Raw genomic sequence first — 7,706 nt, 5'->3', positions numbered from 1 at the left:
GTTTGACCGACGAAATATATGGCAACTCTTCGATCCAGGACCAACAAAACACATGTTGCCAAATCACAACCAACTATCGTTTAATTTCAACTACTTATAACCGGACAGCAGTGCTTGCGTTTGTAGTTTAAATAACAGACGCTATTGCTACAAAAGGTGATTTGTATCAAAAGTAATACTGACAAATTGTCAAAAAAAGAGATATTTTATGAAAAGATTAGCATTTCTTATGATAATTTTTTTGCTGTTCTTTAACCATATGGATATTACCAGAGCTCAATCAGCAGATATGGAAAAAGTGCACTCAGATATCAATCTGGCCTTGATGAATGCCAACCTGGCAAAACTGTCTGCTTTGCTCGCAAAAATGTCGGATATGCTTGCGAATGGCAACTTAAAACCAAGGCACCAGAAAAAATGTGCTGAAATTTTATTTGAGGCAAGCAGTATTATGACTCAAATGACTAGATCAAATAATTTAACAGCTTATAAACAACATCAGGAAAAAATTGAACAACTCAACAAGGAATGGAACTACTTTGAAGAACAAGAAGAACACTAAGCATGCCCGACGCAATGCCAGGAAACGTTCCTAGCAGGATATCATAAAAATTCTGCACCCCATAATAAAGCAGTCAGGCTTATGGTTAACCAACCCGCAAGGAGAAATGAACCATGAGTGGGGAACTACATACAGAAAAATCGCTGTCAAGAGATCCTGGCTGCAACATGGAGGTACCCGGTGACTCCGAATACCATTACCATTATGCAGACGAGCATTTTCTTTTTTGCAGTCAACATTGCCTGCGCAAATTCAAAGAGCACCCGGAACGATATAGTGAAAAGAAAACTCCCGCCCCTCCTGAAACGGCCAGCGAGTCAACTGCCTACACCTGCCCGATGCACCCTGAAATTCAACAGCAGGGACCTGGCCGCTGCCCCAAGTGCGGCATGGCATTAGAAGCAACGGGAGTACCGGCAGTTGACAGCAAGACTGAGTACACCTGTCCCATGCATCCTGAAATAATACAGGCTCATCCAGGTAGTTGTCCCAAATGTGGTATGGCACTGGAGCCGGTCAGAGCAAAAGTTGAAGAAAAGAGCGAAGAACTTGTCGACATGAGCCGTCGTTTTTGACTCAGCACCGTGCTTACTATCCCGTTGTTTTTTCTGGCTATGATTGCTGATTTGCGGCCTGGATGGTTACCGCATGGACTTTCCATGCGAACGGTTCAATGGTTTGAATTTGCCTTAGCATCACCTGTTGTACTGTGGGCTGGTTGGCCATTTTTTGTTCGAGGTTGGCAATCCATCAAGACCCGCAATCTCAATATGTTTACCCTGATTGCCTTGGGGGTATCTGTATCTTGGCTATACAGTGTGGCAGCCTTAATGGTTCCGCAGATCTTCCCTCCTGTCATGCAACTGGAAGGAGGTTTGGTAAATGTCTATTTCGAAGCAGCAGCCGTGATTACCACCCTGGTGCTACTGGGACAAGTACTTGAATTACGTGCTCGTTCACGAACAAACGCGGCCATTCAGATGTTGCTTGGACTCGCCCCGAATACGGCACGCATTGTGAGAAATGACGGAACGGAAGAAGATATCCCGCTGGAGCAGGTGCAACCCGGCGATACTCTGCGTGTTCGTCCTGGTGATAAAGTACCAGTTGACGGTACTGTCATCGACGGTGAAAGTAACGTGGACGAATCCATGGTCACGGGGGAACCCATTCCGGTGGCAAAGGCAGTCGGCGAGAAACTGATAGGCGCTACAGTGAACGGGACCGGCACTTTATTGATGCGAGCTGAAAAAGTCGGAGCCGATACCCTGCTTGCCCAGATCGTCAACATGGTGGCCGAGGCCCAACGCTCGCGAGCACCGATTCAAAAACTGGCCGATGTTGCGGCAGCTTATTTTGTACCGGCTGTGGTTGGCGTGGCCATAATCGCCTTTATCGTCTGGTGGCTGGGCGGACCAGAGCCTCGCCTGGCACATGCGATCGTCAATGCTGTTGCCGTACTTATCATTGCCTGTCCATGTGCATTGGGGCTTGCTACACCGATTTCTATCATGGTGGGAACCGGGCGGGGTGCTATGGCCGGAGTCTTGATAAAGAACGCCGAGGCGCTGGAGATCATGGAAAAAGTCGATACTCTGGTAGTTGACAAGACCGGCACCCTTACCGAGGGGAAACCTGAACTGGTCACCGTGCAGGCGGAAAAAGGCTTTTCCGAAGATGAAGTGTTGCAGCTGGCCGCCAGCCTCGAGCGCGCCAGCGAACACCCCCTGGCAGAAGCCATCGTAAATGGAGCAAAACAGAAGGGCATTGAATTGCTTAAGACCGATAACTTCCAGTCCATTACTGGCAAGGGTGTCGTGGGTGAATTTGCGGGCCATGCAGTGGCAGTAGGCAATATGAAATTACTGGAAAGGCTGGGCATCAATGCTGGTAAGTTAGCGAAACAAGCCGACAAACAGCGTACCGATGGCAAAACTGTTATACTGGTTGCCATTGACGGGAAAGCAGCAGGTTTGATCGGTGTCGCTGACCCCATCAAGGATTCAACCCCGGAAGCTATCCGCGACTTGCATGCCGAAGGCATCAATATAGTGATGCTCACGGGCGACAGCCGTACTACCGCAGAAGCTGTTGCCGGCAAGTTGGAGGTCGATCAACTGTATGCCGGGGTATTACCTGAACAAAAAGCGGCAGTCATTAAACAGCTTCAAGCAAAAGGTCACATCGTCGCCATGGCGGGTGATGGCATCAACGATGCTCCTGCACTGGCACAGGCCCACGTCGGTATTGCCATGGGTACCGGTACCGATGTGGCAATGGAAAGTGCAGGCGTTACTTTGGTCAAAGGTGATTTACGGGGTATCGTCAGGGCTAGACGATTGAGCCGGGCCACCATGCGGAACATCAGACAGAATTTGTTTTTTGCTTTCATTTACAACTCGGCTGGCGTTCCTATCGCTGCAGGAGTAATGTATCCGCTCTTTGGCATACTGCTATCGCCAATGATAGCTGCGGCAGCAATGAATTTCAGCTCCGTTTCCGTGATTAGCAATTCTCTCAGACTCAGACATGCCAGGCTATAATCGTCAAAGGCAATTGTGCTGGGTACAAGGATAGCTGGCAGGGCGCTGCATCTGACGGCCAATCCGTCAGGTGCGGCGTGTCTCAATACACAAAGCACCCCAAATTCATATTGTATCCTGCTGCCATCGACTTTGCCTAAGGATTGCAGTTGACATGCACTATTACTGTTATCTTCAAGATGGACAATTGTGGCGCAAACCAGGAGGCAACCGTGCCTTTCGAAGGCAACGATGGCCTGCTGTCAGCACACGGCCAGGTTGCCCACATGGGAGATTTTCCCAATACTGCTGAATAGAATTATCCTTTCGCTATTATCTGAATTAGATAATCTTTCAAAGAGAAAAGATTGCCGGGCAAAACCCTTTTCTCAGCAAGGATGATATCCTCCGTTGAGACCCATCCGTAATGCTGAGGATGATTGACGAGTGACTCCAGCAGGATAATGGCTTTCCTGAAATCAATTTACGGTTATCACCACTCACCTGCTTTTTCTTTCCATTGACCTGCGCCGCCAATCCAGGTATGTTTCCTGCCTCAGCTCCAATTGAGTTTGGTTCTACGGAGGCGACGGCTATTCTTTTTTTTCTCTACCGGGGCCTGGGGCCAATGGTGTAAAGGTTTACCAGTGTACAAGTTGCCGCCACATGATTACCCATTAAGACAGGCTGCTGGCTGTCATGGGCAGCAACCGCCATATGCGTGTCAACCCCGAGGTCATCTAATGTAACTTTCACACATTCTCCATGTGCCCCGGCGCCATCCCCCCAGGAGAACCATCTCTTGCCCACACCTGGTCTCAGGGGTTATACATGGTGCCTGGCCCTGCGACGCTCTTATGGGCAGCACCTCGGCTGGTACTATCAAGCCATGTCGGAATCGTAGAGCCCGAGGGATTTCTGGGGGCTTCTCATCAACGCTCTGTATATGAGATAGTAGTGAAACAAGGAAATGCTGTCAGGGTGACAGTCGCAGCCGGAGTTCTCAAATGAGCCCACAGGCTTCTCCTTTTTACCCGATTCTGGGTCCCAGCAGTCCGAAAAAGCTGGCCATCTCAATTTGTTTTCTTCTCTCCCTCCTCCTGCTGGCCGTGTCGGGCAGCTCTGCCCCCAAGAAGGGCCCACAAGAGCAGACCGCTCCTATTCGACTAGAAGTAGAGAGTTATCCCCGGCGCATTGCTCCTGGTCAGGATGTCTGGCTGGCGGTCAAGCTCACCATAAGACCAGGATGGCACATTTACGGCAATCCCAAAGGGCCAGGCCCGGGGCTGCCAACCACCCTCCAGGTCATCTCCGCGCCTCAGCAGGTCCAGGCGAAGGCCAGCCGCTTTCTTCCTGCTGAAAAGATGACTGCCAGAGACCTCGGCCCGGATGAGTGGAACTGGGCCTACCAGGGCAGCACCATCATCTACCAGCCGCTGAGCACGGCAGCCACCCTGCAGCCCGGAGACTACGCCGTCGATCTCCGCCTCAAGACCTTGCTCTGTACTGAAGGATTGTGCCTCCCCTATCAGAAAAAGCTGCGCGCCTCCTTCACCGTGCTCTCTCCTTCGTCTCCAGGTGAGCAGCTCCCTGCAGAAGTCCGCCGGGCCATCGCCAGCACCCACCCGGCCGGCGCTTCAACTCCCCTGGAGTCGGGCTCCGGACTCCTCTCCAGCAAGCAGGCTGAAAAGACCACTGCCTCCCCCCTGGCCGAGATCCCGCCGCTGCAGCCCAGGCCAATGCTGCGGGCACTGGAGGTCAACACCTTCCTCAAGGCAGTACTGTTCGCCTTCCTGGCAGGCTTTATCCTCAACTTTATGCCGTGCGTGCTACCGGTTATCAGTTTAAAAATCATCGGTTTTGTGCAGCACGCCGAGGCAGGCAGACACAGGGTCTCTCTCATGGGGCTCTGTTTTGCCTCCGGCATTGTCCTGGTTTTTCTTGTCCTGGCATTTCTCGCTGCTTTTGCAGGCTACGGCTGGGGGGAGCTCTTTCAGAAACAGTCTTTTCTCATTGCTATGATCGCCCTGGTCTTCGCCCTGTCCCTGTGCCTCTTCGGCGTATTTCAGCTGCCGGTGCCATCCTTCGCCGCCAGGAGCGGAGCGGCTGTAGAGCGCCAAGGCTACTGGGAGTCCTTCTACAAAGGTGTGATGGCCACTTTCCTTGCCACTCCATGCAGCGGCCCCCTCCTGGGCAGCGCCATGGCCTGGACTCTGAGACAGCCGCCTGCAATGATCTTTGTAATTTTTGCCTGCATGGGTATTGGCATGGCAGCGCCTTATATGGTCCTCACAGCCTTTCCGGCGAGCATGAAATGGCTTCCCCGTCCAGGAGCATGGCTCATCCACTTCGAAAGATTGATGGGTTTTGCCCTGCTCGGCACCGTGGTTTATCTGCTGACTATTCTGCCCCAGTCCGAAAGACTGTGGGTGGTCATCTTCTGCCTCTTCCTCGCCCTCGGTCTTTATATATGGGGCCAGATGACCACACTCAGAGACTCCACCCGGCGGCGATTGGTTGTCCGCTCCATAGCTGTGCTGGTCATAGCCGGAGGTCTCTGGTTCAGCTTTGCCGTTGCCAGAGAGGCGGCCTGGATGCGGGGGTCGGCCCCAGGTAAGCCTGACATCTGGCTGCCTTACAGTGATGAGCAGCTGCTGGCTGCCGCCGGGGAAAACCGCTGGGTGGTTGTGGATTTTACTGCTGACTGGTGCCCCAACTGCCTTCTGGTGGAAAAAACAGCCCTGCACAATCCTCGTGTTCTGCAAGCCTTCAAGAAGTACAACGTCCTTCTGCTCAAGGCAGATCTCACTAGAAAAAACCCAGCGGCAGAGAGGCTGCTCGAGAAACTCGGCAGCCGCAGTATCCCCTTTCTGGCATTTTTCCCACCCGGCAAGCAGTTCTGGCAGCCATATTTCCTCAGAGATGTGTATAGATCTGAAGAGGTCCTGCTGGTGTTTAGCAGGCATGAGCAGCGGTAGTTAGCTGGAGCCCTGGGGTCCCCTCTGCCCATCCAGGCCATATGCCTGCAGGCTCGTGCTCTCTGCTGCTGGCCAGCAAGGCCATGCGAAGGCCACCTCCCCCAGACAAGGGTCCGGGTTTTGCAGATGCAGAGCTGGAATTAGGCCATTGTCTTGAGAAAAAGAAAAGGCTATCATTTGCAGTTAATGTCTTTCAAAGGATGCGCCCCGAATGTTCGTTGTTCTGCAACGACAGGTATTGCGTCGCCTGCTGGAGCTGATGCCAGTCAACTGACAGGACTGTAGCCTATGCCGAACCGGGACTATTACAAGATACTCGGCCTGCAGAGAGGGGCCGGTGTTGATCTGATCAAGCGCCGCTTTCGCCAGCTTGCCTTCAAGTATCATCCTGATCGCAATCCTGGCAAACCCGAATATGAAGAGCGCTTCAAACTGGTAGCCGAGGCCTATCAGGTACTCACTGACAGGGACCTCAGGCGTATTTATCAGGGGCACGGCTATGGCGGATTGAAAAAGAACGGCTACACTGGCTTCCGCACCACTGAAGATGTCTACAGGGCCTTCAGTTCCCAGCTTCTTGGTTTCCTCGGCTTGTCGAGTCACCAAGCAACACGAGGCCCTCTGCCGGGAGCCGACATCTGCATTCAGCTGGAAATCTCTCCTGAAGAAGCAAGCCGGGGCACCAGGAAAACCGTGCTTCTCTCCAGGATGGAAGTGTGCACCCTCTGCGGCGGCACTGGCAACCGCCGCTCTTCAGAACTGCACACCTGCCCATCCTGTGCTGGCAACGGCAAGCTTGTTCACACTGCCAGCGTGTTTGCAGCTCTTGAAGTCTGCCCCGTGTGCAAAGGCGACCGCCGCGTGGCCCTGATATCCTGCGAAAAGTGTAATGGAGGAGGACGGTTCCAGGTGCGCAGGACACTGGAAATAGAAATTTCACCAGGCCTCGGGCACGGCAGTCGAATCAAATTCGCTCGACAGGGCGATGGCGGCGAGTTCGGTGGACTGGCAGGAGATCTCTACATCGTGCTGCTAGTACGCCACGGTGAAGAATAGGTGCGTGCCATTGTTTTCTCTACTGATTCTCGGAGCATTCCATGGAACAATTTACTCACATTGATGAGCATGGCCAGGCTCACATGGTTGACATTGGCGACAAGCCCTCCACTGAGAGAATCGCTGTTGCTTCTGGGCGTATACGCATGCGGCCCGAGACCCTCGAGCAGATCACTTCCTTCGAGGTCAGCAAAGGTGACGTGCTCGGAGTGGCGCGCCTCGCCGGCATCATGGCCGCCAAGAAAACCAGCGAGTTGATTCCTCTCTGCCACCCCCTCAGGCTGTCTAACGTGACTATTGACTTCACTCCAGACAGGCCAAAATCAGAAATAGTGGTGCAGGCGATGGCAAAAGCCCTCGATCGAACTGGGGTAGAGATGGAAGCTCTGGTGGCGGTATCTATAGCTGCCCTGACCGTCTACGACATGTGCAAGTCCTATGATCGGGATATGCAGATCCTCTCCATCCAGCTGCTGGAAAAGCGTGGTGGCAAGAGCGGCCACTACCGCAGAGATGCTACATGAATTGCTCCACTTTTGTTCTTTACTTGTGGCAGAAGGTGTGTTAAACGTACGTTTTCCAAATAGA

Annotated in this window: 6 protein-coding genes and 1 pseudogene; 6 read left to right on the top strand and 1 reads right to left on the bottom strand. The window is 52.7% G+C overall.

Translation table 11 applies throughout. From position 1 onward, the window contains the following. Positions 1-208: 208 nt before the first annotated feature. The 3 genes and pseudogenes from JRI89_15810 to JRI89_15800 all read left to right on the top strand — a co-directional run bounded on the left by JRI89_15810 (position 209) and on the right by JRI89_15800 (position 3,401). Positions 209-562 (top strand): hypothetical protein, encoded by a 354-nt coding sequence (locus JRI89_15810; protein ID MBW2072704.1) that lies wholly within the window; start codon positions 209-211, stop codon positions 560-562. A 113-nt stretch (positions 563-675) separates the two neighbouring features. Then, positions 676-3,105 (top strand): annotated as a pseudogene (locus JRI89_15805) (heavy metal translocating P-type ATPase). 149 nt (positions 3,106-3,254) lie between these two features. After that, a complete protein-coding gene (locus tag JRI89_15800; protein MBW2072703.1) occupies positions 3,255-3,401 on the top strand; it encodes a hypothetical protein in 147 nt (48 codons plus the stop codon). A gap of 292 nt (positions 3,402-3,693) precedes the next feature. On the opposite strand, the gene JRI89_15795 is transcribed toward JRI89_15800, so the two are convergent. Then, a complete protein-coding gene (locus tag JRI89_15795) occupies positions 3,694-3,840 on the bottom strand; it encodes a hypothetical protein (protein MBW2072702.1) in 147 nt (48 codons plus the stop codon). 251 nt (positions 3,841-4,091) lie between these two features. Here JRI89_15795 and JRI89_15790 point away from each other — a divergent pair, with 251 nt between their 5' ends. The 3 genes from JRI89_15790 to moaC all read left to right on the top strand — a co-directional run bounded on the left by JRI89_15790 (position 4,092) and on the right by moaC (position 7,642). Then, positions 4,092-6,062 carry a thioredoxin family protein gene (locus JRI89_15790; GenBank protein ID MBW2072701.1) on the top strand — a complete coding sequence of 657 codons (1,971 nt, stop codon included), beginning with the start codon at positions 4,092-4,094 and terminating at the stop codon, positions 6,060-6,062. Between the two features lie 288 nt (positions 6,063-6,350). Beyond that, positions 6,351-7,118, top strand: coding sequence for a J domain-containing protein (locus JRI89_15785; GenBank protein MBW2072700.1), 768 nt, complete (start codon positions 6,351-6,353; stop codon positions 7,116-7,118). Between the two features lie 41 nt (positions 7,119-7,159). Next, positions 7,160-7,642, top strand: a complete 483-nt coding sequence (moaC, locus tag JRI89_15780) for a cyclic pyranopterin monophosphate synthase MoaC (GenBank protein ID MBW2072699.1) — start codon at positions 7,160-7,162, stop codon at positions 7,640-7,642. Positions 7,643-7,706 lie beyond the last annotated feature (64 nt).

This window comes from Deltaproteobacteria bacterium, from assembly GCA_019309045.1.
Taxonomy (GTDB): Bacteria; Desulfobacterota; Syntrophobacteria; order BM002; family BM002; genus JAFDGZ01.
This window is presented reverse-complemented; position numbering and strand designations above follow the sequence as displayed.